Source organism: Poseidonibacter lekithochrous, from assembly GCF_013283835.1.
GTDB lineage: Bacteria > Campylobacterota > Campylobacteria > Campylobacterales > Arcobacteraceae > Poseidonibacter > Poseidonibacter lekithochrous.
Genome location: NZ_CP054052.1, coordinates 884,131 through 910,415, shown reverse-complemented (window position 1 = coordinate 910,415; position 26,285 = coordinate 884,131). Strand labels below are relative to the sequence as shown.

The 26,285-nt window shown below is 27.7% G+C and carries 22 protein-coding genes; 13 read left to right on the top strand and 9 right to left on the bottom strand.

Annotation, left to right across the window (positions count from 1 at the left end; translation table 11 throughout):
* Nucleotides 1-43: 43 nt before the first annotated feature.
* Together ALEK_RS04435 and ALEK_RS04430 are read right to left on the bottom strand one after the other, a co-directional pair.
* Nucleotides 44-238, bottom strand: a complete 195-nt coding sequence (locus ALEK_RS04435; protein WP_071627379.1) for a zinc ribbon domain-containing protein — start codon at nt 236-238, stop codon at nt 44-46.
* 265 nt (nt 239-503) lie between these two features.
* The gene (locus ALEK_RS04430; protein ID WP_071627381.1) at nt 504-1,628 is read right to left on the bottom strand and encodes an agmatine deiminase family protein; all 1,125 of its coding nucleotides are present in this window, start codon (nt 1,626-1,628) and stop codon (nt 504-506) included.
* A gap of 138 nt (nt 1,629-1,766) precedes the next feature.
* On the opposite strand from ALEK_RS04430, the gene ALEK_RS04425 reads away from it, so the two are divergent.
* From ALEK_RS04425 to ALEK_RS04400, 6 genes are all read left to right on the top strand, one after another.
* Nucleotides 1,767-2,849, top strand: a complete 1,083-nt coding sequence (locus ALEK_RS04425) for a methyltransferase (protein WP_071627382.1) — start codon at nt 1,767-1,769, stop codon at nt 2,847-2,849.
* Nucleotides 2,850-3,098: 249 nt separating this feature from the next.
* Complete coding sequence (locus tag ALEK_RS04420; protein ID WP_071627383.1) at nt 3,099-4,046, top strand: phosphoribosyltransferase-like protein; 948 nt, start codon at nt 3,099-3,101, stop codon at nt 4,044-4,046.
* Nucleotides 4,046-5,995 (top strand): ORC-CDC6 family AAA ATPase, encoded by a 1,950-nt coding sequence (locus ALEK_RS04415; RefSeq protein ID WP_071627384.1) that lies wholly within the window; start codon nt 4,046-4,048, stop codon nt 5,993-5,995. Before ALEK_RS04420 ends, ALEK_RS04415 begins: the two co-directional genes overlap by 1 nt.
* A complete protein-coding gene (locus tag ALEK_RS04410) occupies nt 5,976-7,007 on the top strand; it encodes a hypothetical protein (protein ID WP_071627385.1) in 1,032 nt (343 codons plus the stop codon). The genes ALEK_RS04415 and ALEK_RS04410 overlap by 20 nt, the downstream gene beginning before the upstream one ends.
* 266 nt (nt 7,008-7,273) lie before the next feature.
* Complete coding sequence (locus ALEK_RS04405) at nt 7,274-8,425, top strand: trans-sulfuration enzyme family protein (RefSeq protein ID WP_071627386.1); 1,152 nt, start codon at nt 7,274-7,276, stop codon at nt 8,423-8,425.
* A gap of 2 nt (nt 8,426-8,427) precedes the next feature.
* Nucleotides 8,428-9,921 (top strand): PLP-dependent transferase, encoded by a 1,494-nt coding sequence (locus ALEK_RS04400; protein WP_071627387.1) that lies wholly within the window; start codon nt 8,428-8,430, stop codon nt 9,919-9,921.
* Between the two features lie 49 nt (nt 9,922-9,970).
* On the opposite strand, the gene ALEK_RS04395 is transcribed toward ALEK_RS04400, so the two are convergent.
* The 4 genes from ALEK_RS04395 to ALEK_RS04380 all read right to left on the bottom strand — a co-directional run bounded on the left by ALEK_RS04395 (nt 9,971) and on the right by ALEK_RS04380 (nt 13,397).
* A complete protein-coding gene (locus tag ALEK_RS04395; RefSeq protein WP_071627388.1) occupies nt 9,971-10,312 on the bottom strand; it encodes a cupin domain-containing protein in 342 nt (113 codons plus the stop codon).
* A 51-nt stretch (nt 10,313-10,363) separates the two neighbouring features.
* Complete coding sequence (locus ALEK_RS04390) at nt 10,364-10,825, bottom strand: hypothetical protein (protein ID WP_071627389.1); 462 nt, start codon at nt 10,823-10,825, stop codon at nt 10,364-10,366.
* A gap of 8 nt (nt 10,826-10,833) precedes the next feature.
* Nucleotides 10,834-12,297 (bottom strand): HoxN/HupN/NixA family nickel/cobalt transporter, encoded by a 1,464-nt coding sequence (locus ALEK_RS04385; RefSeq protein ID WP_173424114.1) that lies wholly within the window; start codon nt 12,295-12,297, stop codon nt 10,834-10,836.
* Nucleotides 12,298-12,359: 62 nt separating this feature from the next.
* Nucleotides 12,360-13,397 (bottom strand): metal ABC transporter solute-binding protein, Zn/Mn family, encoded by a 1,038-nt coding sequence (locus tag ALEK_RS04380; RefSeq protein ID WP_071627391.1) that lies wholly within the window; start codon nt 13,395-13,397, stop codon nt 12,360-12,362.
* Nucleotides 13,398-13,647: 250 nt separating this feature from the next.
* Here ALEK_RS04380 and ALEK_RS04375 point away from each other — a divergent pair, with 250 nt between their 5' ends.
* The 7 genes from ALEK_RS04375 (at nt 13,648) to ALEK_RS04345 (ending at nt 20,647) form a co-directional block, all read left to right on the top strand.
* Complete coding sequence (locus ALEK_RS04375; protein WP_071627392.1) at nt 13,648-14,418, top strand: transposase; 771 nt, start codon at nt 13,648-13,650, stop codon at nt 14,416-14,418.
* Nucleotides 14,419-14,619: 201 nt separating this feature from the next.
* The gene (locus ALEK_RS04370) at nt 14,620-15,807 is read left to right on the top strand and encodes a porin (RefSeq protein ID WP_071627393.1); all 1,188 of its coding nucleotides are present in this window, start codon (nt 14,620-14,622) and stop codon (nt 15,805-15,807) included.
* Between the two features lie 157 nt (nt 15,808-15,964).
* Nucleotides 15,965-16,330 (top strand): Fur family transcriptional regulator, encoded by a 366-nt coding sequence (locus ALEK_RS04365; RefSeq protein WP_071627394.1) that lies wholly within the window; start codon nt 15,965-15,967, stop codon nt 16,328-16,330.
* A 17-nt stretch (nt 16,331-16,347) separates the two neighbouring features.
* On the top strand, nt 16,348-17,631 hold the full coding sequence (gene nhaA, locus ALEK_RS04360; RefSeq protein WP_071627395.1) for a Na+/H+ antiporter NhaA: 1,284 nt from the start codon (nt 16,348-16,350) through the stop codon (nt 17,629-17,631).
* Nucleotides 17,632-17,709: 78 nt separating this feature from the next.
* Entirely contained in the window at nt 17,710-18,510 is an 801-nt protein-coding gene (locus ALEK_RS04355; RefSeq protein WP_071627396.1) for a helix-turn-helix transcriptional regulator, read from the top strand.
* A gap of 48 nt (nt 18,511-18,558) precedes the next feature.
* Nucleotides 18,559-19,467 (top strand): DMT family transporter, encoded by a 909-nt coding sequence (locus tag ALEK_RS04350; RefSeq protein ID WP_071627397.1) that lies wholly within the window; start codon nt 18,559-18,561, stop codon nt 19,465-19,467.
* Nucleotides 19,451-20,647 carry an APC family permease gene (locus ALEK_RS04345; protein WP_071627398.1) on the top strand — a complete coding sequence of 399 codons (1,197 nt, stop codon included), beginning with the start codon at nt 19,451-19,453 and terminating at the stop codon, nt 20,645-20,647. The genes ALEK_RS04350 and ALEK_RS04345 overlap by 17 nt, the downstream gene beginning before the upstream one ends.
* Nucleotides 20,648-20,658: 11 nt before the next feature.
* Here ALEK_RS04345 and ALEK_RS04340 read toward each other — a convergent pair whose 3' ends face one another.
* From ALEK_RS04340 to ALEK_RS04330, 3 genes are read right to left on the bottom strand one after another with little or no spacing between them, the layout of a single operon-like run.
* Nucleotides 20,659-21,951: a dicarboxylate/amino acid:cation symporter gene (locus ALEK_RS04340; RefSeq protein ID WP_071627399.1), complete on the bottom strand. Its 1,293-nt coding sequence runs from the start codon at nt 21,949-21,951 to the stop codon at nt 20,659-20,661.
* A 51-nt stretch (nt 21,952-22,002) separates the two neighbouring features.
* Nucleotides 22,003-23,232: a TolC family protein gene (locus ALEK_RS04335; RefSeq protein WP_083574667.1), complete on the bottom strand. Its 1,230-nt coding sequence runs from the start codon at nt 23,230-23,232 to the stop codon at nt 22,003-22,005.
* Nucleotides 23,225-26,284 (bottom strand): efflux RND transporter permease subunit, encoded by a 3,060-nt coding sequence (locus ALEK_RS04330; RefSeq protein WP_071627400.1) that lies wholly within the window; start codon nt 26,282-26,284, stop codon nt 23,225-23,227. The genes ALEK_RS04335 and ALEK_RS04330 overlap by 8 nt, the downstream gene beginning before the upstream one ends.
* Nucleotide 26,285: the final 1 nt, after the last annotated feature.

Here is a 26,285-nt window from a genome sequence, read left to right as displayed (position 1 = left end):
TATATCTTTTATTTATTTTTCGCAATTATAGTCAAATTTGTATTTAGTTCTCATTGCCTTCAATACTATTGTATGAATAGCTCGATATCACACCATCTTCAGTGGTATATGATATTTCGATTGGACGACAACAAACTTCACAATCATCTATTAATGTTGTATATTCATATACACCTGTATCTAATAAAACTGTTACCGCTTGTAAACAGTATGGGCATTGAATGTGTATTTCTTCCATTTTCTTGACCTTAGTCACTTGATTTATATCTATTTTTTAATTACAATGAATCTATATATTATATAGGAGTTTACGATGGCGCTAAATAATGAAATTCTATCAGAAATTGACTGTACTATATACAAGTACAACTTCAACAAAAATTCTTTTCAAATAAGAAACTATTTTAATACAAATACGATTAAACTACTCGAAGAGTATGATAATATCGTTAATGCACTAGTCAAATATAAAATCAAATTCAACATTAAGAGTGATAATACAATTATAGTAAATCAATAGGTTCTTGTTGTGTAGCACAATGAATGCTACCTCCACCAGAAGCAATTCCATCTATTCTTATTTGTTCAATAATTCTATTTGGATACGCTTTTTGTAGAGTATCTTTTGCTTTTTTATCAGCATAATCATCTCCAAAACTTTGCATAATCACAGCATCATTACATAAATAATATCCAATATATCCCGCTGCAAAATCTTCTATTCCATACTTCTCATTTACTTCTTGAGGATTTTCTAATAATGTGATTTTAAACTTTTCACCTTTTAGGTTTGTAGCTTTTGCTAAAATAGAAATATTTTCTTTTGTAAGTTCATGTTCATATGATTCCTCATAGGGTTCATAAGCTACGATAATCTCATCACTACTTATAAATCTTGCATAAAAATCGGTATGACCATCTGTAATATCTTTGCCTTTGATGCCTTTTAGCCAAATGATTTTTTCTAATCCTAAAAGATATTTCAGTTCTTCTTCTACTTCTTTTTTACTTTTGTTTGGATTTCTATTGTCATTTAAGATACAAGATTCACTCATAATGGCTAAACCTTTACCATTTATTTCAAAACACCCTCCTTCTAAAACGAGGTCTGTTTTGATTGTTTTTGTATTTGCAGTTTTTGTAATAAAAGAAGCTACAGTTGAGTCAAGCTCATGTTCTTGATCTTCTCCCCAACCATTAAAATTGAAATCAACTCCTAATTTCTCATTTTTATTATTGTATACAAATGTAGGTCCTGTATCTCGAAGCCATAAATCATCTATTTCTTTCTCTACTAAAGTAATAGGATAATTATGAGAGTCTAAACCATCGAGAAGCTTGATAACTTTGTTTTTATCATATGGGCTTACTAATACTGATACGGGTTCGTACTTAGCAATAGTTTTTGCAATTAGACTTAGATTTCTTTTTACCTCAGATATTTGTCGTTTTGACCAAATATAATCATTTGCTACAAATGACATCCATGTTTGTTTGTGTTTTAGGGATTCTTCAGGCATATAAAATTCAAAAGTATTCTCACTCTTAGTAGTTTTTGCATTTATATTCATAGATAATCCTAGAGATAATAGTGATGATGTATAAATAAATTTTCTTCTTGAAATCATGGGGAATCTTTTTTCTTTGATTATAACTATTTAAGCCATAGAAAAGAATTACAATATTCTTTCTATAATCACATATTTACAATCTTAAAATAAGCCCTTATACATTAGAATTCAGAATATGATTAGAGGAATACCCAAATGAATACAAATTTAGATTCTATCAAAGTAGATAGACCAGAAATTATCACTACTGACGTTGATGCTATTAGCTTCTATCGAAAGATGGATATAAAAGCAACTGTAAAAGATATGATTGCAGGAAGATACGTAATTGCTGAAGAGTTTTATAGTAATGGACTTTTAATTCTAGGTGAATTAAAAAAGAGACTTTCGTTTAAATATACTGACAAAAGTTTTAGAGGACAAAGAGAATACAGAAATGCTTTTAGAAAAGCATCTCATAGATTATTAATCAAAGTAAAAGACAATAAATTAGCAGTTAAAAAAGCACCAAAAGTTGGTTGGTTAGAACTGTTATACCCAGATGTTTCAGAGTTTTATGTATCTTTCCCAGATGTTCAAGGAATGAACAGCTCATGGCAATGGTATGAAAAAGGTCTTGAAGTTAAGACTTTAGATATTACTCTTAAGCCTTATTTTGGAACATACTTCCCTACTAGATTTGATCACTTAAAATTATTCGATAGATACCTAAAAAAATATGATGGACCTAAAGATAATGTTATTGAAATCGGTGTTGGTAGTGGAATTTTATCATTCCAATTAATCCAAAATGGTTTTGATAATATTTATGCAACAGATTCAAATAAAAATGCTGTTATTGGTGTAAATGAAGAAACAAAAAGATTAGGATACGAAGATAAGATTACATTAAATCATGGAGATTTATTTGAGAACTGTGATGTTAATGCTGACCTAATTGTATTTAATCCTCCATGGATAAAAGCTAAGCATAAACTTGAAGAAGGTATTGACAAAGCTATGTATTATGAAGAAGAGTTATTCCCAAGATTCTTCGAGCAAGCTGCACAACATCTAAAACCTGATGGAAAAATAGTACTAATATTCTCAAACCTTGCACAAGTTGTAGGTGAAGATAGTACAAATCCAATCATTGAAGAGCTTAGAAACAATGGTAGATTTAGAAAAGACTTACATCTTACAAGAGAAGTAAGAGCATCTTCTAGAAGAACAAAAAGAGAAGATAATAGAAAGAACGAAAAAGTAGAACTTTGGGTTTTAGCTCCAAAGAAAAAATAGATTAAAAAGAGAAGTATACTTCTCTTTTTATTTAAAACTGATAGAAATACGAAGTATACTTCTTAAAACACTCCCTAAACTTTAAATATTTATTAACAAACAATAAAATATATTAAATGAAGTAATTTAATACTGTAAATAAATAAGTAGATATTAAATTTTTCATACAACATTAAATAATAATTTATTTATTAGTTAGTAGTTAATTGATATACTATTTAGTTTTAAAAATTATAGTTAAGGAATAAAATGGATGATTTGATAGGTAAAATCAAAGCATTAAAAATAGATGTACTCGCAGAAAGTATATGGAAAGAAGATATTAATAAATTAAGTATTGAAAAATGGCTAAATAATTTTGAGACAGAGACAGAAAAAGAATTAGTGCTTAAACTTCTTAGCCAATTTATGTACTTTAATGTTAAAGAAATTCGCACATGTTTAAATACGATGTATGAAGACTTATATAAAACACCAATTATACAAGAATATAGAAAAGAAACAAATTCCTTTAATTTAGAAGAATATACAAACTTTTTTAATCATGAATTAAAAAAAACTAGATTTGTTCTATTAGGTAACCCCTCGGAAAGTAGCTCGTTATTATTATATTTTTTTAGACAAGAAAATAGTTTAAGAAAAGATTTATTCTGTAGTTTATCTGAAATCAAAACAATTCATGAAGACATAGAAAGAGTAATAATAATTGATGATTTAACAGCATCAGGAAGTCAAGCTATAAAATTTATAAAAGAAAATGTAAACGATTTAAAGAAAGATAAAATAAAATTTTCATATTATGTTTTATTTGCAACGACTGAAGCAATAGATGAAATTATGAAAACCATTAAATCACTAGAAATAATTAGTTTTGAATTAAAATTTATTTTTAAACTAGATAATACATTTAAAGTTTGTAATGAAAAGTCAAAGTATATTGATAATAAAGAAGAAATCACTTTATTAAAAGAAAATTCTGAAACATTCTACTATGATAAATTTGATTTTGATTATAAAGAATATGGCCTAAAAGACAAGGATAGTTTAAAAAAATACCTTAAAAGTTGTGGATTTAAAGATTCTCAATTATTGTTAGGTTTTTTTTATAATATTCCTAATAATACTATTCCGATTATTTGGGCAGAATCAGATGAATGGACACCAATATTCAAAAGATATGAAAAGGTATATAGATAATGAAAAATCCATTTGAAATAACAAAAGCAGAACATTTAGATGAAAGTCATATTGTTAGTTATTGGGCAGAAGTAAGAGATTATTATAAGGATCTATTAGTTTCACCTAAGCCAATGTATATTTTAGGGGCAAAAGGAAGTGGAAAAACACACTTGATAAGATACTTCTCATATGATTCTCAAAAAATTAGAGCTAATAATGACTGTAACATTATTAATACAATAAAACAAGATAAATTCTTTAGTGTCTATATATCATTAAATGACTATTCTCTAAGTAGATTTAATAGAATAAAAAAAGAAGAACAAGTACTATGGAATGAATATTTTTTTTATTATTTAAATCTAATTATGATAGAAGAATTTTTATACACGATAAAAGAAATAATTCATGATAGTAATGTTGATGAATCTAAAATTGAATTTATTGAAATAATTGAACAATATTTATATCTTGATGAACATAGTATAAATAGTTGTGAAGATTTATATCTATTATTTAGAAAAAAACATAAATCTTTTGATAAAGCAATTTCTAAAATAAACATGGGAATGGCAAAAAATCTAGATGAAGATCTATTATTATTTGATAGTAGAAATAATATTTTTTACGATATCACTCATGAAATCTTAACTAAAATTGAATCTCTTAATGAATTAAAAGTTGTTTACTTTATTGATGAATTTGAAAATCTTAATGAAGAACAACAGAAGTATATAAATACAATTATTAGACATCCAAGGTATGTAGATGAAATTTCAATAAAAGTATCAGGTAGGCTATATTCACTAAAAACAGAAGCCACTTTTGATGCAAATGAAAAATTATTACATGGAGCAGAAGTTGAAAAGAAATTTATTGGTTATAATTTGGTTAAAGCCGATAAAAGAAATAAAGATATTAATGAAAAGTTTTGTATAGAGCTTTTTAATAAAAGAATTAACGCACACTACTCTAAAGAAACGTTAGATAGTCTTTTTGAAAATGATGAACCTATTCAGAATATTAAATTCATATATAATGAAAAAAGTGAAGAACGAAAATATTTTAAAAAATTAATCAAAGAATTATCAAGCTTTGGAATAGAAAGAGAACTAATAAATCAAATTGTAGAAAATTTAAGTGTTAAAGATAATGCTGTGTATGAAAAAATAAATATATTAGAATTTTACAGAAAGTTTAAAAATAATAATTATTTAGAAGTAAGTAGTTTAATAAAAAAAGAATGTTTAACTAAGTCAAAAGAATACATGGGTCAAGTAAGACACTTTAAAGAAGATTTAATATATCAAATTTTATTGACATATAACAAAAAAATCAATTATTCAGGATTTAAAACTATTATAAATATAACTAAAGACAACCCAAGAGCATTTTTACAAATTCAGAAATCAATTTATAATAACTGTCTATTTTATGGTAAGGATATGCTTGCGAGTGGATTAATTTCTAAGGAAATCCAAAACTTATCAATTAGGGAATCATCAAATTGGTTTTGGGAAAATGCAATAATTGATGCAAACAATAAAATAACTAATGCAATTCACAGGTTATGTAATTTTTTTAGACTTTATAGAAATTATGACAAAATATCGGAAGAAACATTAATATCATTTGCATATAATCCTGTAAAAATTGGTGCAGCCTTAGATAAAAATATAAATGATGCAATAAACCATTCTTTACTTATTAAATTAGATGGAAGAAAATCTAAAGATGGAAAAACAATTCTAAATCAAGTTAAAATAAATCCTATGTTATCTCCAAAATGGGATTTACCTATTAAAGTTGGTAATTCTATTCCTCTTGACAAGGATACTATTGATGCTTTATTTAGTAGTGAAGAAAAAAAATGGGATTTAATTATAAGAAAAATCACTCATGAAAAAACATTTTTAAAAGAAGTAAATAAAGAACAAAAAACAATTTATGAGTTTATCAATGATTAGTATTTATGAATTGATGAAAAGTTTTGAATTTTATGAAGATAATATTAATGAATTATCAAATACAGATTTTGATATATTTATTTCTGCTTTTAATAACGAAGAGATGGTTTTAAATGTTTTTAATAAAATAAAATCTGAAGAAAAATTTTGGCTAGTTTTACCTGAGTATAAATTCACTACAGAAGAAACTTCAGAATTAGTAAATACATATTTTTTTAAAGAAGAGTATAATTCTCTAATAGAAATAAACTGTATAAAAAATATGTTTGAACAATTTAATATTCAAGATTTAAAAAATAAAAAAGTTTGTATAGATGTAACAGGATTTATAAAACCATATATGATTTTCTTGATTGAGTATTTACACGAATTTGAAAATATGGATAAAATAAGTATTATTTACTCAGAACCAAAAAAATATGAAAAAAAAGGAAATACTCCTTTTTCAAAAAACATATTAGATGTTAGAACTATACGAAACTTTACCGATTACTCTGGTCAACAAAGAAAAAATGATTTAACAATAATTAACGTAGGATATGATCATAAGTTAGTGGATAAAGTTATTGGTGACAAAAAACCTAAGAACAAAAAAGTACTAATTGGATTTCCTTCATTACAACCTGATATGTATCAAGAAAATATTGTTAATTTAAAACAATCAATGGATTTAAACGAAGACTTAAAAGAAGATGAGTTTATTTATGCTTCTGCTAATAATCCATATAGTACAGCAAGAAATATATCAAATAGCGTAACTAAATACTTAAATAATAAATCTAGTACAAAAATTGAAAATATTTCATTAATTCCATTAGCTACTAAAGCACAAACATTAGGAATGATATTATTTTTTATATTCGAAAAAGAAAAGTACGAAGAGAAAGATATTAGTTTAAATTTTACTTACCCCTTTACCGAACGATATTCTTCATCCGCAGGAGTAGGGCTTTCAAAAGTGAATTTATATGAAATAGAATTTGATCTAATATCAAAAATAGATATTAAATAGTAGTATAGAATGATTACCTGTTAAATAATTATTCAAATTTTCCTCAGTAGATCTAATATACCTCATAGTGATTCTAATATCACTATGACCAATATTTATCTTACTTAAGAATACTATAGGCGCTTTAAGTAAAAGTATTAAACCCTAGTATTATTATCGGCTATTAGAAAAACTAATACTATCTTTTTCCACATTCCCCACTGATTTTTACTCTCAGAAAAACTTAGATATAATCACGTTAAATTATATAAACTATTAGGATTCTTATGAAAAAACATGTTGAAACATCACTAAGCCATATTGCAAAATTTGCACCCTTTGCTGAGAAAACGGGAGCGTCACATTTTCCTATTTACAATACAGGAACATTTGATTTAAAAAAACAAGATGGTGATAAAATCTATGATTACACAAGAAGTGACAATCCAACTAGAGAGATGTTAGAGAATCTATTCACAGAAGTAGAAGGTGGAGCTGGATGTGTATGTACACATACTGGTATTGCATCTGTTGCACTTTTATTCGAAACAGTTCTAAAAGCAAATTCTCATATCTTAGTTGAAGCTGATTGTTATGGTGGTACGTTTAGATTACTGAAAGTATTCAAAGAAAAATACAATGTAACAGTACACTTTGCCAACTTCTTAGAGTTTGATGCCATGGAAGAAATCCTAAAAAACAACCCAATTGATTTAGTATTATGTGAGAGTCCTACAAACCCAGGTCTAAAAATCATCGACTTAAAAAAAGTAGCTACTTTAGCACATGACAATGACGCTTTATTTGCAGTTGATAACTCACTTGCTACTTTCATTTCTCAACGACCATTAGAATTAGGAGCTGATTTCTCACTATTCTCAACTACTAAGTATATCTCAGGTCACGGAGCTGTAGTTGCAGGTGCAATTGTTGCAAAAACAAAAGAGTTAAGTGATGAGATTCACTACTATGCAAATGCAGGTGGAAGATCTCAAAACCCAATGGATGTATATTTAATCACATTAGGTATTCCAACTCTGAAAGTGCGAATGAAAGAACATGAGAAAAACTCTATTATCATTGCTAAGTACTTAGAAGAACAAGACTACATAGTAAAAGTATCTCATCCCTCTTTAGAATCACACCCTCAACACGAGTTAGCAAAAGAGCAAATGGATTATATTCCAGGACTATTTTGTGTAGATTTCAATAGTGTAGAGTTAGCTGAACAGTTTATTGAAAATACTAAAATCTTTGGAGAGAAGTGTTCATTTGGATCTCCTGATTCAAGAGTAGAAATTCCAGCGAAAATCTCTCATGCTTCATTCTCAAAAGAAGAATTAGCAGCTATTGGAATCGCTGATTCTACTGTTAGATTCTCTATTGGATTAGAAAATGTAGAAGATTTAATAGAAGATATTGAGCAGGCTGTAAAATAGATATGAATCAGAATTATTTTAATCACATAGAGTGTGGACAAACATTACCAGTAAACAACGTTCACGCTGTTTCTGTATCAATGCCACATATTCAAGATGTGGTTGATTATGAGGAACAAACACCAGAGATTTGTGAAAAAATCAAAAGTGGATATCCTAGATTTATATTACACCCATATTTAAAACAATTAGGGCTTTATATCAAAAACAAATATTCTATTTGTGATGATTATGAAGTAGTACTTCTAAGCTCAAAAAAAGCAGTTGAATTAATAAGTGATAAATACTTTATTCACAACAAAGTAGAAGTAAATGAAGAGTTTGGAGTTATCTTAGTACAAAAAGGCACTTCACAACTACAAAAAGTACTTATGTATATTCAACATGTTGGTTGTAATCTATCTTCAAGACTTGCAGAAAAATATCTTTTTGATGTAGGTTTGATTGATACTATTCATGAAGAAGAAGTAGAAGAGAAAGATCTAGCAAAAGATATTATCATTGATACTTTAGCTAACGCATACAATCAACCAAAACAAAATGTATGTTTAGCACCATCAGGAATGAACGCTATTTATTCAGTAGTTCGAGGTCTTAACTCTATTCAAAACCATAATGGAAGAACAGTATTAGTTCAGTTTGGATGGTTATATCTTGACACTATGAATATAGTAAATCATCACTATAATCAATCGAAGATTTTTCCAGATATTTTAAATCTTGATTTATTAGAAGATTATCTTAAAATTGATGGAAATAAAGTAAGTGCTATTATCACAGAAATCCCTACAAATCCTCTACTTAAAACAGTGGATATCAAAAGATTAAGGGCTTTATGTGATGAGTATAATATTCCATTAGTAATAGACACAACTTTTGCAACACCTTTTAATTTAAACTTAGAAGATTATGCAGATATATTTGTAGAGTCACTTACAAAATTCGCCTGTGGAAATGCAGACGTTTTAATGGGTGCGATTATTCTAAATAAAAGACATAATCTTTCACATATGAGTGTAGAGTTTTTCAAGCACTGTGATCCTGTATATATAAAAGATATGCAAAGATTAGCCTTACAAATCAAAGGTTATGAGACAAGAGTAAAAAAGATTTCATCTAATACAAAACAATTAGTAGAATACTTCAAAACTTGTCCATATATAGAACATATTTATTACTGTCTAAATGATGAAAATAAAGACAACTATGCTCAAACAATGAGAGATGATAATAGCCTTACAGGTATCGTATCAGTAACTTTCAACAAAGAGTTCAAAGAAGTATATGATAGGCTTAATTTTGCTAAGGGACCTAGCCTTGGTACTGAGTTTACACTACTTATGCCTTATACGTATTTAGCCCATTGGGATTTGATTATAAGTGAAGAAGGAAATAGATTTTTAGAAGAGATAGGACTTCCTATTGATTTACTAAGAATCTCTGTTGGAACTGAACCAATAGAAGAGATAATAAAAGAGTTTGATAGAATCAAATAAAGACTAGAATTTTTCTAGCCTTTATTTAGATTAGATATAAATACAAAACTTACAGTTTTAAAACACCCTGAACACGTGCTACTGTATCAGCTTTAGATAGAGTAAGTCTTACAACACTCTCAGCATTTGCTTTAAGATTATGAACTACATTAGCTTCTAAAGACACTACATCCCCTTTTACTAATGAATAAACCATTTCACCTACACCAAATTCTATTTCACCTTCACAGATTTGTACAGAAATAGGAAAAGACGTTTTATGGTCTTTCATAATTTGATCTTTTTTGAAAGCTATTCTAATTTCTTTTGAAGTATCACTATTAAACATTGGTGTGATTTTTACTTTGTCTTCACCAAATTCTAGATTATCATATATATTAAATTTATTCATTTTAAATCCTTTGTGTTTATATGAAAAGTATAACTTGTTTTATGATAGCCATTATTGATTGAAATCAACAAGTTTTGCTAATACATAAAATTGTTTTTCATTAGAATCAGACTTTATGATTTCGTAATCACTATTTATTAAAGTAAGTATTTCATTTTTATCATTTTTTTCCAAATCAAAAATATGGAAAATCAAACCATTTTCATTTAGTATTTTCTTTTGATTTTTTAATGATTCGTTAATTTCAGATAAATCAAATGAATCAAATGAGTTTTTAGAATAAACACAATCAACTTTTTTGTGAGTATCAACAGTAATAACATCAAGTAAAATAACTCGAATATCTATAAACTCATCTTTTAAATATCTAGTTTTTACTTTTTCATTTTCACTTGCGATAACTTCATAATATCCATCAAGAGTCTTAAGATCTTCACCTTTTTTACTTCCTAGTTCCAAAACTTTTTTGAAACGAGGAAGCTCATCTTTTAAAATAGAAATAATATCAAACATAAATTTCCTTATAAAATATTTGCGTTTAATAGAAGCATTAATCCTAATATAAACATTACAATAGGTGCTAATATCTCAACTATATTTATAATTTTATTTTGTTTAGCTGATACTTTATTTAAAGTAACTCCTAAAAATGATGAAGCAAAGATTACAAGACCCATTCCTAGGCTGATTGCGATACTTGCAAGAATTACGGAAATATATGTTTTTAGTATGAAAGCATATACAAAAAGAACTACAGTTCCCGGACAAGGAACTAATCCAGCAGTAAGTACAAAAAATAAGTCTTCTTTTTTTCTTGTATTACTAAAGTGTATTTTTGAAGCTTTATTAGTCTGTACAAAGTTCATATTTGTATTTTGTGTTGAGAACATTGGTTTATCCTCACTTATATTACAAGCAGAACAAACACAAGATTTTTTCTTTAGTTTTCTGTATAAAATAAACAATGATAAAAGCATAATTAACACAGCACTAGTACTAGTAATATAAGTAATAGAATCATCTAAGAAACTATTCAAAATACTTTTTAAAATCACTATTGAGATTAGTACTAATACTAAAGCTCCTACAATATGAATAAAGGCAGTAGCAAGTGAGATGAAAAAGGCTTGTGTATAAGAGCTTTTTTGTGCTGAGAAATATGAAAAGGCTAATGCTTTACCATGTCCAGGTCCAATAGCATGTACGATTCCATAAGCAAATGAAGCAAATAATAAAAATGCTAGAGCTGTTTTATCTTCACCCTTCTCTATTTCTACTAGATAGATTTTGATTTTTTTTACAAACTCTTCTAATAAACTTATCTCTTTTTTTACAACAGTTTTAGAAGTATCATCTTCAACAATCTCTTCATTTATTGTTTTTTCGATAGTTTTTTGTTTAGATTCAGATTTTATTATTTCATCTTTATTTTCTATTTCATCAGTTTTAATATCAGTTGAGGCTAAAACTTCTTCATTATTATCAGTGATTTTTAGATTAGGGGCATCAATTGTAAAGGTAGCACTATTATAATCTAACTCTTTTTTGATTTTATAAGGGATTCTAAGGAATTGCTTTTTCTCATTGGCAATCATTATAAAATAACCACCCTCATCATAAATCTCTACATATAATTTATGTTTATCTTTTATTTTATAGTTCAAATCAAACTCATAATCAAAACTTAGAATATTGTTTTTATATGAAAATTTGTATTTTTTTACATTGATAGGATTTGATTGTTCGTTTATTTGAGTGTCGTAAGTAATAAAAGTTAGGAAGTTTTTTGGTTCGATATATGTAATTAGAGCTTCTTGAATAAGTTTTAGTTCACCTTCATCAAAAGATGCATCAAGGTTCGTATCATATATTTGTAATAATTCGGTAGTGAAAGCTTCGGCGAATTCCCATTTTATTTTGGCGGTTTTTATATATTCTTTATCTGCTTTTATATTTATGGAGAAGTGTGTCTTGGGAGAGTACACGGAGCATAAAGTGCACCCAAAAAGGATGCTCTTTAATAAAAAGAATAAGACTATATGTCTAATCATTTGTAACTTTTCGCGATATCTTTAGCTACTTTTAAAAGGTTTTTATCCCAATCTTCTGATAATGGGTCAATAATTGAAACATTTCCATCAATACTATTAGAGATTGTTTTTGCACCTTTTGTTGAGAACTGAGGAGCAACAAATACAATCTTGATATTATGCTCTTTAGCTTCATTAATTAGTTCAACTAATTGTGCTGGTTTTGGTTCTTTACCTTCAATTTCAATAGAAATTTCTTCTAAATCATATCTTTTTGCAAAGTATCCCCAAGATGGGTGAAATACCATAAATGCTTTATCATGTGAACCAGATAAAATAGTTTTTAATTCTTTGTTTAAAGCTTCTAATTCACCTACAAATTGTTTGTAGTTTGCTAAATAAAACTCTTTATTAGCTCCATCAATTTTAACTAATGCTTCATAGATATTTTTTGCTTGTACTTTTACTAAAACTGGGTCAAGCCAAATATGAGGGTCTAATCCAGTATGGTCATGTCCTGCATGCTCTTCATGTTTTTCTTCTTCATGATCGTCGTGATCATCATGGTGTTTAGCATGTTCTTCATGTTTTTCGTGATCATCATGGTCTTCATGTTCATCGTGATGTTTTCCATGCTCTTCATGTTTATCATGATCCTCATGCTTTTCATGATCATCGTGTCCATCATGGTCATCATGTTCGTCATGTTTTTCTTCTTCATGATGATTATGAGCTTTCATTTCTAGTTTTTTAATACCTTCATCAGTATCAACTACTAACATATTTTTATTTGAATTTTTAAATTTTTCTAACCACACATCTTCAAATGGTACGTCGATTGAAAAATATATTTCTGATTTTGCTAATTTTCTCATTTGTGATGTTTTTGGTTCGTAAGTAGCAGGTGAAAACCCTTTTCTTACCATTACATTTACATCTATTTTATCTTTTGCTATTTTTTCTACAAAATATTTTTGAGGTAAAATACTAACAGTTACTTCTTTTGCTAGTAATACTGCTGATAGTGAAAATAAAGCTAATAAAATCTTTTTCATAATTATCCTTTAGTTTTGCGATTGGGTTGCATATGTGGAATAATATTAAAAATATTCTTTAATGCAACTTAGTTGTAATTAACGTTTTTATGCTAATTTTAACTAGTAAACACATACTTTTCATAGCTATATGAAGGCTATATTCCTAAAGTATACTTGAAGATAAAATCCATAATAAACATATATATAAAAGTCTAAATTCATAGTTTGTCATAAAAATAATGAATTATATACAAGAAGGAGAAATAAGATGTCAAGAAAAAGAAGAATAGAAATCCCAGGATTCCATCACATTAATAATATTTCTATTGATAAGAAAAAAGTACTAAAATCCCATGAAGACAAAGAAAGGTTTATGGAAATCCTAGAAGAAGTGTCCAGTAGGTATAATTTAATAATTCATTCCTACTGTATTACAAAAGACTCTTATCATTTACTTATCCAAAATTTCACAACAAATCTCTCACTAGCAATGAGACAATTAAACTCAATGTATTCTATGTATTACAATAAAAAATACTCTAGATCTGGTACATTGTGGCAAGATAGATATAAATCTTGGTATATTTCAAATATAAAATATTTACATACAATATATAGATATATAGAATCTACTCCTGTTTTTGAAGAACTCTCATATAATATAGGAGAATACAAATACTCATCTTCTTATAGAATCTTTAATAATAATATTTTGGACTGTTCAAAAAACTCTTTTATTCTTAACAGATTTACAAAAAAAGAATTAGCCCAGTACTTAGATAAGCCCTTTGGCGATGATGAACTAAAAACAATAGATGAATTTAGAAAAGAAAAATTTATTCTAAAAAAAGAAAAAGTAATCAAAGAAAAGACTGAGAGTTTATATACAATTTTTAGAGATTCAAAATCTAAAAAAGAGAGAAATAAAAGAATATTATTTGCCTTTAATAAGGGTTATAAACAAAGTGAAATTTCACTTTATTTAAATCTTTCAAGCTCTAGTATTTCTAAGATTATTCAAAAAAGTGGAAATTCATGACCTGACCCCAAAGCCCATAAATAGGCTATTTATGAGCTATAATTCCAATATATACTTCCCTCACAAAATGTTTTGAAAGAGATTTTCAAAGTATTTATATAGTGCGCAACACAGCTTATTAATTTTACTATTGAGTTTTTGCGAATTTGTAAATAGTAAATTAATAAGCAAACATTTAAAACAAAAAAAGAGGAGAAGAATATGAATAAGAAAAGATTAGCATCTGTAGCTACATCATTAGTAATATCGTCTTCAGCATTAGGTGCTGAATTAAGTCTTTTATCAAACTTAGAAATTGAAGGTGATGCAAGAGTAAGAGGTATTTCAACTTCGGGAATAACAAGTAATAGTGATAAAGCAAAAGAGACTTATGACTCTAGAATAAGAATAAATCTTAATACTACAACAGATTCAGGGGTGAAAATTCATTCAAGAGTTGTTTTAGATAATGATACTTGGGGAAAAACAAGTGATAAAAATGTTGAATGGGATGAGGCAAGTGTTCTTGTACCATTAAAAGACTTCTTTGTTTATGCAGGTAGAGTTAATGATACTTATGGAACACCTTTTTATGGTTCTCACAATGACAAAATTGATTTAGCGTTTATTGGATATACAGGTATTGAAAATACTTTATTATATGGATTTGATTATAAAGCGGTTGAAGGTGCTTATAATAGTAGTAATGGTCAATTAGGTTCTTCAACAGGAGATGGTGATTATGATGCTTATGGTCTTGGTGGACAAATTACTATTGATAAATTATTACTAGGTGGTAGATACGTATCATTACAAGATAATAGATCTGATGATGGTGGAAAAACATTTAGAGATACAAAAGGATTCTTTGTTGATGCCTTTGCTAGTGGAGAAATTGTAGGACTTGAACTACAAGCACAAGTTCAACAAAATGGCGGAGATAAATACTCTGGTGGTAAAAAAGTAGATTTAGAAGCATTAGGAATGTATTTAAATGTTGCTAAACAATTTGATAGATTAAAAATTGGTGCCATTGCTATTTCAACAGAAGATGGTTATGTAGCAGGTGGAGATTTAGAAGCTTCTTATTTAACATCACCAACAAATGGTGCAATTGCAACTCTTGGAAGAGTTGGTGGATATGGAGATACAGTTTTATTATCTGGACAAGTTAAATATGATATTAACCCTGAATTACTAATTGAAGCTACAATAGCTTCACACTCTATAAAAAAAGCAACTCTTAATAGCTTAAATAAAGACCTAGAAATTACTGAATATAACCTAGGACTTCAATATAAAATTGCAAAAGATGTAACTTACAAAATACAATATGCAGCAGCATCTTTTGATCAAGGTAACCTTGATGATATTCAAAATGCAATGCATTCTATAAACATCAAGTTTTAAATAAAAATATTCAAATCTCTTTACTAGCATAAAGAGGTTTGTTTATCCTAATAAAAATGTATCAAAATAGTATATGACTATTTGACTTAAAAGTAATATTCAATTTCCTGCACTTATACACAACTGAGTTTAAAAATAACTAGATATAATATTATCCATGAATATAGAAACATTAATACATGAAAAAAACATAAAACTAACTACGGCTCGAAAAGCAATTTTAGAAATCTTATTACAGTGGGATAAACCTCTGTCTTATGAAGATATAAAAGACCAACTTGCAATGGACAAGGCGACTTTTTATAGAAACATAACAAAGTTTGAAGAAGAGAATATTATCAGTTCTTTTGAATCAAATGATAAAAAAAGATATTTTGAAATTCAAAAAATCAAACATTCTCATTTTATTTGTTCTGTATGCTCAAACATTGAATGCATACATGAAAAATTAGATTTCAATCTTCAAGGTTATCAAGTAGATAATATTATTATAAAAGGCATTTGTCCAAACTGTTTAAAATAATTTAAGAGGAAATACTTATGATGCATCCATTAATTACCCTAGAAAAGTTTATTAACAAAGAAGCCCTAAGTGGTGTTCTTCTTTTTATTGCAACTGTTGCTGCTGTTATTGTTGCAAACTCTAGTCTAGGTCAGGCTTATTACGACTTATGGCACATGCCACTTGGTATGAATATAGGTAATATAGAAATGTCAATGACGCTGACTTATTGGATTGATGATGCTTTAATGGCACTATTTTTCCTAATGGTAGGGCTTGAAATCAAAAGAGAAATGTTAATAGGTGAATTATCATCTGTTTCAAAAGCATCTTTTCCAATAGTTGCAGCCATTGGTGGAATGGTAATTCCAGCTTTAGTTTATGTAGCTTTCAACCCTAATAATCCCTTAGGTTTTGGTATTCCAATGGCCACAGATATTGCTTTTGCCCTTGGTATTTTAATGCTTTTAGGAACACGAGTAAATCCTGCATTAAAACTATTTTTAGTAGCCCTTGCTGTTGTTGATGATTTAGGCGCAGTTTTAGTTGTTGCTACTGTATATACTAGTGATATTCAAAGTCAATACTTTGTACATGCAGGTATTATATATGGAATTATTTGGTTACTTAATATTAAAGGTGTTACAAAACTTTTACCTTATTTAATTTTAGGTATTGCATTATGGATTTATATCCATGCAATTGGTATTCACGCGACTATTGCAGGTGTTTTATTAGCCTTTGCTATTCCAATTAGATCATTTATGGACGAAAGAAAGTTTATTAAAGATACAAAAAGAGATGTTAAAGATTTCGAAAAACATATAGATGAAATACCTATATTAAATCATCATCAAATTGACTCCCTAGAAAATATTGCGCATAACTATGATAAGGTTCAAAATCCACTAGTTAGGTTAGAGCATAACTTACATGGTTTATCTGCATTTATTATTATGCCTTTATTTGCTTTTTCAAATGCGGGAGTTATTATAGACTTCTCTACAGTAAATGCAAATTTAATGATTGTTTTAGGAGTAGTTGCGGGACTAGTAATTGGTAAACCTATTGGTATTTTAGGTTTTACATACTTAGCAACAAAACTGAAAATTATTAAAAAACCTGAGAATATCTCTTGGAATGAAGTACTAGCAGTTGGGTTCTTAGGTGGTATTGGATTTACAATGTCAATTTTTATTACTCACTTAGCATTCTTAGATGAAGATATTATTGCAGCAGTTAAATTAGGTGTTTTTGCAGCCTCTTTTGTAGCAGCTGTAATTGGTGTATTCTTAATTTTAAACGCAAAAAAAGCAGCTTAATTACAGCTGCTTTTAAAACTCGAAACTTAATCGCAACTTTATACTATTTTTAACATAACTTTTTCGTTATAATATCTTATGAAATTAGAATCATTAAATGAAACAATCTTTGAAAATATAGAAAGCTCTAATGGAAAGTTCTCAAAACACTTCCATGATACTTATACTATTGGATTAACTCATGATGGAAAATTTCAATCAATAAATCAAAATCAAACTACACTTTCATATAAAAATTCAACTAGAATTATTAACCCAGGAGAAGTTCACTACGGGAACTCTGACTCATGGAAATATACTAATTTTTATCCAAAAATTGAGCTTTTAGCACAAATACATGAACAAGTATATTTTGAAAAAAAGATACCAATTTTTACAAAACATATTATTGAAGACATGACTTTATATCATTTATTATTAAACTTCTTTTTAAGTGCTTATGAAAATAATGATAAGCTTCTTATGGAATCAAATCTTATAAATGCTATGTCTTATTTAATAAAAAACTATACAGATACAACAAGAGATTATTCAGGTTTATTTGATGATAAATTAATTGTAAAAAACTCAATTGAATATATAAAAGACTTATTAGATACAAATATTTCACTTGAAGAGTTAGCAATGAATTCTAATTTGAGTAAATATCATTTTTTAAGAGTATTCAAAAAACAAATGGGCTTAACACCTCATCAATATATTCTAACTCAAAGAGTTCATAAAGCAAAAGAGTTAATACTAAGTGGTGAAAAACTTAGTCACATTCCTTTTAGTGTTGGTTTTAATGACCAGTCACACTTTATTAGGAATTTTAGGAAAATCTATGGATATTCTCCTAAAGAACTACAAAAAGAAAGCAATTTTATTCTATACAAATAAATCACTTTCTCTTATACTTCCAATAAATTTACAAACTAAAGAACAACAATGACACAAACAAACAAAAATATATTTTATGCTTTAATGTTCCTTGCAATGGCAGGATGGGGAGCTTCATGGGTTAATGCTAAAGTACTTAGCTCATATATGAACGAATATGAATTAATCTTTTTTAGAAACGTATTTACTATTATTACATTAGCTCCTGTACTTATATTCTCAAGAAAATACTTTCATATAAACAAAAGAAGTTTAATGCTTGCAGTTGTATCTGCAATTATTATGATCGTTTATCTAAAGTGTTATTTTTTAGGAACAAAATATGGTACAGCATCACTTGGGGGAGCATTGGTTACTACTCTAATTCCTATTAATACATTTTTGATTATGGCAATATTTTTTGGTAAAAAAATACAAAGAAAAGATTTTTTTGCTTTAAGTCTTGGAGCACTTGGAGTATTAACAATGCTTAATTTTTGGTCTTTCTCTATTGAAGAGATATTTTCAATTCAAAATATTTATTTCTTAGCAGGTTCAATATTATGGCCTATTCTTACTATTGTTAGCTCGAAAATTACAAAAACTTCACCAATGGTTTTCACATTTTATATGTATGTAATTATGACAATAATTGTAAGTATATTCTTTGTAGAGTTTGAAAAAATAGATTATTCTACTTATGACTCAATATTTTGGATTAATATTATTAGTTTAGCAGTTATATCTACTACTTTCGCAACTACTGTATATTTTATTGGAATTGAAAAACTAGGAACAAATGAAGTTAGTTCTTTTGTATTTCTAGTGCCATTATTTGCAATTATACTTAGTGTTATCTTCTTAGGTGAAGAAGTTAGTTTATCTATTATGATTGGAACGGCTCTTACTATTATTGCCGTTAAAATACTAAATAATATTCAAATCTTTAAAAAGAAGAGCATTGAACACACAAAGTAAAAAACTAAACACCCTAACCTTATCAGGACTTATTATTGGTCCTATTTTAGGCTCTGGACTTATTTTACTTCCACCATTGTTATATAACATGGTTGAGAACTTCTCATTAATTATTTGGGCAGTAATATTAAGTCTTGGATTTGCTTTTGCATTAATCTTTGGAAAACTAGCTATTTTATTTCCAGGAGATGGGGGAGTTAGTTTAGCTACAAAAGAAGCAATGGGTAAGAAGTATCAATTACTTACCTCTTTTTATTTAATCTGTGCGGTATTTTTTGGACCTGTTGCTGTTTTATTAATTGCAGCAGAATTTGTATTAGAGTACTTTCCTAATAGCTCATTAGTTGAATTAGGCTTTTATATTTATGTTCTTACATATATATTACTACTGATTAAAATAGATTTCTTAGGAAAACTAATGTTAATAGTAAGTTCTGCTATTACTATTATCTTTTTTCTATCAAGTGTAAATATTTTACTAAATGTTAATGAGTTTAATTTTGCACTACCTAATATTGATATCTCACAAATGGGATACTCTTTTCTTTTAGTATTTTGGGCAATAGTAGGTTGGGAAGTAATTGGTAATTATTCAAATGAAGTTGAAAAATCAAAGACTTTAACAAATGCAGTAATATTCTCAGCAGTTGTTGTATCACTTGTTTATATTCTAATTGCTTTATCTATTTGTTTTGGTGAGTTTCCAAAGAATGAAGAGTTTAAACTTGTATGGTTAATAGAACCAATCTTTGCAGGCTATTCTAATGCCCTATTAGCTTCTATTTCTATTATCTTGTGTATTGGTACTCTAATTTTATTTGTAGGTGGAGTAGCTAGGCTTATCTCATCTTTAGAGTTTACTTCATATAGCTCAAAACATTTAAAAAATGGTACTCCAATTGGGGCATTAAACTTTTTGAGTTTTATATATATTATTACTTTAGTATTAGTTTATTTGAGTTTTCTTACTTTGGATAATCTTGTAGCTTTTGCAGATGGTTTTTTTATTGCAAATGCAATTATTGGATTAATCACAGCTATTATATTATTTGAAAAAGGTTTATTGAAATTTTGGGCAATTGTTCTTACTTTTGTTTTTTCAGTAATTTTACTATTTTCAAATATTTATATTTTAGCTGTAATTGCTATTTTGTTTTTATTCACATACTTTAAGAAGTAGAACCCTACTTCTTAAGCTGCTTTTATTTCATCAGATATTTTTTTAGAACTTGATGAAAAGCTTGTTAATCTTCTCATTACAATAGAAGCTGTTAAATCCCCAGTTACATTAATAGTAGTTCTACACATATCTAAGATTCTATCAACTCCTAAAATAAGTGCAATTCCCTCCACTGGAACACCAATACCTTGAAGTATTGTTGCAAGTATTACTATTCCAACTCCCGGAGTACTAGGAGCTCCAATAGATGCGCCAACAGTTGTAAGAGCTAAAATCACAATTTCAACTAAAGATAAATCAACTCCAAATAACTGTGTTAAAAATATAGCCGCAATTACTTGGTATAAAGCAGTTCCATCCATATTAATTGTTGCACCCAAAGGTATTACAAATTTTGAAATTGGTGTTGGGATATTTAGTTTATCCTCTGCTGTTTTCATAGACAAAGGCATAACTGCTGCTGAACTTGATGTTGAAAATGCCATTAGTTGTACTTCTCTTATTTGTCTTAAAAAATCAAGAGGTTTTATTTTTCCTACAAAATAAACAATAAGAAGATAAAAACATAAAAGAGTAAATAATCCTAAAATCACTGTAAATACATACATAGACATTGATGAAATAGCATCAAAACCTATTTTAATAGTAATACTTGATAATAATCCAAATACAGCATAAGGTGCTAATTTCATAGCCCAATCAACAATTTTCATAGAAAAAGCTTGAAAAGATTTTGCTAAGTCTTTCATAGGTTTAGCATCATCATTTTCCATATTCATCATAGCAACACCAACAAAAATAGCTAAGATCACAAAAAATAAAATATTACCATCAAGTTCAGCTTGAGATACATTCACAGGGATTAAACCTACTATCATATCTGGAATTGAAACTTGAGATAAAGGAGTTACTTCTTTTACTACTACACTAGCACTTGATATAGAATTTACAACATCAGGGGATACAAAATCTCCGGGTTGAACTAAAAAAGCAATAAAAATTCCAATGCTTACAGCAACTACAGTTGTAAATACAAAATACGGTGCAATTTTAACACCTAAACTTTTCAGGGTTTGTGTATCTTCCGCACTTGTAATTCCTAAGATTATAGAACTCATAACCAAAGGAATTACAACCATTTTAATTAAAGCCAAAAATACATTACCAGCTAAAGCAACCCATGGAGCAATTGCATATGCTATATGTTCAGGAACTAAAGCAAAAGCATTAGGTGAAAGTATTAATCCAAAAGCAATTCCTAAAAACATTCCAAGTACAACTTGAACCCAAAGTTTTTTTAACATAACAATCCCCTTTATTTTAATACTACATAAATTTAATGTTTAAATAGTGTTTTACCTAACATAATCAATAATATTTTTTCCACTATAATATATTATATTCGCTTTTTTGATTTCAAGTTCATATAAGACATTTTTTAATGTACTAATTGCATCATACTTTTCACTTAATGCTTCGAGGAAAGCTACATTATCAACTAATGAATTTTGGTACTTAGCTTCTATTGCATCAAAAGTACTATTTGCTGATTTTAGTGAAGCATTAGCTGATTTGATTTTCATTTTTGAAATTTCATAAGATTTATATGCAAGTCTTAAATCCACATTCATTTTATTTTTTTCATATTCATACTGAGATTTTAAAGCTTGATATCTTTTCATATTTGCTTCATAAGTTTTTTTAGTTGAATCAAAATCAAATAATTTCCATGACAGATTTACCATCAAAGTATTTTGAGCATCTACATTTGGATCATAAGCTTTATTATCAAAGTTATTGTCATAATAGCTCATTGTATTATCTATATTTACTTGTGGGTATAGGGAACTTTTTGATGCTTTTGCGTCTGATTTCACACTTTGCATTTCATACTCTAAAGCTTCTATATCTGCTCTTAACTTAGTATTTAATGCAGATGATTCTGTAATTTTTGAACCATTATTTATATTTACTTTCTCACCTATTATATACTCTAAGTTATGTAAGATTGTTTGTTTTTGAAGTTCTATTTCTTGAAGTTGAACATTAGCATTCTCTAACCTTGATAAGATTTTTTCAACTTCATCAATAGCAATAGTTTCTGTTTCAAAGAATCTTTTTTGTTTTTCATATTGTGTTTGTAGTTGTTTTATTTCTTGAACTTTTACCTTGTATGTTTCCACATATGATAAATAGTTAAAATATAAAGATACAACATCTAATGCAATTTTATTTTTCAAATCATTTAGATTTAAATCTTGCATTTTTATTTTTGACTCAAAAGAGTCATAAGTATTGTTTTTTCTTCCCCCATCATAAATATTATATTGAAGTTTCAAAGAAGAATTAAAACTACTATTAGCAGTAGATGGAGTTTCATTACTAGTATTTGAATAATTTGAGTTTAAATGAACACTTGGTAAATAAGAGTTTTTTAAACTCTTATAATCTAATTTTGAAGCATCAATTTGATTTTTTGATGCTTCTACTATTTTATTATTGATTGCTTTCTCAAGCAGTGATGGAAGAGTATTACTCAAAGCTATACTTGCAAATACTGATACTAATAAAATCTTTTTAATCATTTTCTTTTACCTCTACTAATTTCTCACTTTTATAAAAAATTGAATAATAAACTGGAACTAAAATCATAGTTAACAGTGTTGAAACCATTAAACCGAAGATAATTACAATAGCCATTGAACTAAAGAATACATCAAATAATAAAGGAACCATTCCAAGAGCAGTTGTAAGAGCAGCCATTGCAACAGCTCTTAATCTACTAATACCTGAATTGTAAATAGCAATATTTAAAGGCTTTTTCTCAATTTCGTTTTCTAAGACAATTTCATCTACTAAAACAATGGCATTTTTGATTAACATTCCAGATAAACTTAATAATCCAAGTAAAGACATGAAACCAAATGGTGTATCCATTATTAATAATCCCCAAACAACTCCAATTAAAATAAATGGAACAGTAAGCCAAATAATTAACATCTTTTTAATAGATTTAAATAAAGCAATAATAATTAACATCATTAAAACAATCACTAAAGGAATAGATTCTGAAATTGGTTTTTGAGCATCTGCTGAGTCTTTATATTCCCCATGCCACTCTAAATAATATCCATCTTCAAACTCTAAAGCATCTACTTTATCTTTAACTTGAGCAAGTACATCATTTCCATACTTTCCACTAATTGGATCAGCATGAATTGTAATAGCTCTTTTTCTGTTGTATTCAAAAATAATATCATCTTCAAATACAGTTTTATAAGATGAAATTAACTGTTTTAAAGGAATCATTTTATTTGCATATGGTGAGAAAATCTGAATACCTTCAATATTTTTAATATCCCCTCTCTCAGAGTCTGGTGATCTTAAAATAATTGGTAATAATTGATTGTCTTCTCTATAAACTCCAACCGTTCTTCCTTCAAATGTATCTTGAATTGCATTTGATATATCATCTCTTGAAATACCATTTAAATTGGCTTTTTCATAAGAGATTACAGGTTGAATTACTTTTACTCTATTTCTCCAATCACTTCTAATACCTTTGGCATAAGAAGCTTCCTCAAAAATACTTTTTACTTTTGATTCATATTCTCGTAGTTTATTTAAATCTCTACCAAAAATCTTAGCTTGTACTTTTCCACCCTCACCAGGACCTAAAATAAAGTTTTTAGCATTTGCACTAATATCTGGATATTGTTCTTTAATAGTATCTTCAATAGCTTTTTTAATTCTTGTAGATTTTTCATAATCATCCACATCAACAAGCATAAATGAATAAGCAATATTTGGATGTTCAGGAGAATATGTAAGTAAGAATCTAAGTGAACCAGCCCCAATAAATGTAGAAGTATGTGTAACACCCTCTATCTGACTTACTTTTTTCTCAATCTCTAACATATTTTTTTCATTTGCTTCAATAGAAGTACCTTGAGGCATAAAATAATCAACCATGATCTGAGGTCTTGACGAGTCAGGGAAGAAGTTATGTTTTAAGAACTGGAAGTTATATAATGAAAAAATAAATATAGAAACAGCAAGTATTAAAGTAATAAACTTATGATTAATAGAGTACTTTAAAAGTGCCCCATATACTCTATAAACAATAGAGCTATTTGCCTCTTTCTTATCTGCATTTTTTTCAGGTTTTAAAAACTTGATTGCTAATAATGGAGTTAATGTAACTGCTGTAACCCATGATAATCCTAAAGATATCATTACAACATAAAATAGTGATTGAGTAAACTCACCAGTTGAATCTTGTGATAAACCAATAGCAGCAAAGGCTAAAATAGCAATTAATGTAGCAGCAAGTAAAGGCATAGAAGTTTGTTTTACTACTTCTATTGCAGACTCTTTTGCATCTTTTCCTTTATTTATACGAACGAGTATTCCATCCACTACTACAATGGCATTATCAACCAACATCCCTAGAGCAATAATTAAAGCTCCAAGTGAGATTCTCTCTAACATAATTCCTAGACTTGGCATAAAAATAAAACTTGAAGCAATAGTTACAAATAATACAAAACCAATAATTAAACCACTTCTTAAACCCATAAATAAAAGTAAAACTAAAACAACAATAGCAACAGCTTCTAAAAGATTAATCATAAAAGAGTTAATAGCATTTTCAACATCTTCAGCTTGTTGAGAAATAACAGAGATTTCCATACCTAAAGGTTTTTTCTCTTCTAACTCTTGAAGTTTTTCATTTATTTTTTCGCCCATTGCTACAACATTTCCACCTTTTACCGTAGAGATACCAATACCAATAGCTTTATGTCCATCATAATGTAATATTTCAGAACTTGGCTCTTTATATGTATCTTTAATATTTGCAATATCTTTTAAGAAAATCTGAGCTTTACTTGACGTTCCTTTTATTACAATATTTCCAATTTTTTCAACTGTTGAAATAGATTTTGCTTTAATAGAAATATATTCACTTCCTATATTTACTTTTCCAAAATCTGATACTAAATTTCTTACATATAATTCTTGCTCAATTTGAGCTTTAGTGATTCCTAAAGTTGCTAATTTTTCTTTTTTAATTTCAATAAAAATAGCTCTTTGTTGTTCTCCAAATGTAGAAACCTTTCCAACTTGATCAACTAAAATAAGTTCTTTTTTTAGGAAGTCAACATAATCTTTTAGTTCATCATATGTATAATCATCTCCATAAACAGAAAAGAAAATACCATATACATCACCAAAATCATCATTAACAATTGGAGTTTGTGCTCTTGGAGGAAGTTTATAACTTTCATCACTTATTTTCTTTCTAAGTTCGTCCCAAATTTGAGGTAGGTGTTTACTATTGTATTTATCTTTCATACTTACAATAATTAAAGACTGACCATCCATATTTTTTGTTCTAATTTTTTTGATATATGGAAGTTTTTGAATAGTCTCTTCTAATTTATCTGATACTTCTTTTTCAACTTCTAGAGCACTAGCTCCTGGATAGTTTGTAATAACTAAAGCATCTTTAATTGTAAACTCTGGGTCTTGTAGTTTTCCCATTTTATCAAAAACAATAAAAGCGTAACCTACACATAAAAATGTAAGTATATAAATTAAAAGTTTGTTTTTTATACTAAATTCAGCAAAATTCATA